We start from the raw sequence: 1,185 nt of genomic DNA, 5'->3' as shown, positions 1-1,185 counted from the left end.
ACACCCGCGCGGTCGACGTGGTGATGCTGCTCAACGACGCGGTCACCCCGGAGCCGATGCGACCCGGCTGGAAACAGGCACCGCGACGTGGACGAGACGGCCGCCGAGGCCGAACGCGCGCTCGGCCCCGGCCGGTACGCCGAAGCACGCCACCGGGGCCGCGCGCTGAGCGCCGAGGAGGTGCTCGACCTGGCCGGTGAGTGACGGTGAGCGCTTGGTGAGCGCCCGGCGAGCGGGACCGGCGACGCTGTCGCCATGACCCAACACCTCGTGAACAAGACGGTCCTGATCTCCGGCGCCAGCGTGGCCGGTCCCGCCCTCGCGTACTGGCTGCAGCGGTACGGGTTCACCCCGACCGTCGTGGAGCTGGCCCCGGCGCTGCGGGAAGGCGGCTACAAGGTCGACCTGCGCGGCGTGGCGATGGACGTCGTCGACCGGATGGGCCTCACCCCGGCTGTCAAGCGGTACAGCACGCGGATGCGCGGCGGCGCCTGGGTGAACGCGGCCGGCAAGCCGCTCGCGACCCTGGGCCCCGACCTCATCGGACTGCGGGCCCCCGGCGACGACGAGGTGCTGCGCGGCGACCTGGCCCGCATCATGTACGACGCGACCAAGCAGGGCGTGGAGTACCTGTTCGGCGACAGCATCACCGGCCTCACCCAGGGCCACGACGGCGTCATGGTGACCTTCGCGCGCTCCGCGCCGCGCATGTTCGACCTCGTGATCGGCGCGGACGGGCTGCACTCGAACCTGCGGGCCCAGGTCTTCGGCGAAGAGGCGACGTTCGTGCGCCCGCTCGGCATGCACGCGTGCGTGTTCACCGTGCCCAACCACCTCGGCCTCGACCGCTGGGAGCTGATCTACCCGACGCCGGGCAAGGTCGTGAACCTCTACAGCACCCGGCAGTCCGCCGCCAAGGCACAGTTCATCTTCCCCACCCCCGCCGTGCTGCCCGATCGCCGCGACGTCGCGGCACAGCAGCGCCTGGTCGCCGAGACCTTCGCCGGCGCCGGTTGGGAGAGCGCCACACTGCTGGCCGCCATGCCGCACTCCCCCGACTTCTACTTCGACTCCGCCAGCCAGGTCCGGTTGGACCGCTGGTCGGCCGGGCGGATCGCGCTGGTCGGCGACGCCGCGCACAGCCCGTCGCCGCTGTCGGGGCAGGGCACCAGCCTCGCCACCCCG

General features: G+C 72.7%; 1 protein-coding gene. It reads left to right on the top strand.

Features of this window, described 5'->3' with window-relative positions; translation table 11 throughout:
- Positions 1 to 255: 255 nt before the first annotated feature.
- Positions 256 to 1,185: FAD-dependent monooxygenase (locus ACWDX9_RS63495; RefSeq protein ID WP_449973484.1), on the top strand; the 930-nt coding region annotated here is incomplete at its 3' end.

The organism is Nonomuraea sp. NPDC003201 (genome assembly GCF_053590415.1).
The sequence above is the reverse complement of the archived record's forward strand: the minus strand, read 5'-3'. Positions and strand labels throughout refer to the sequence as shown.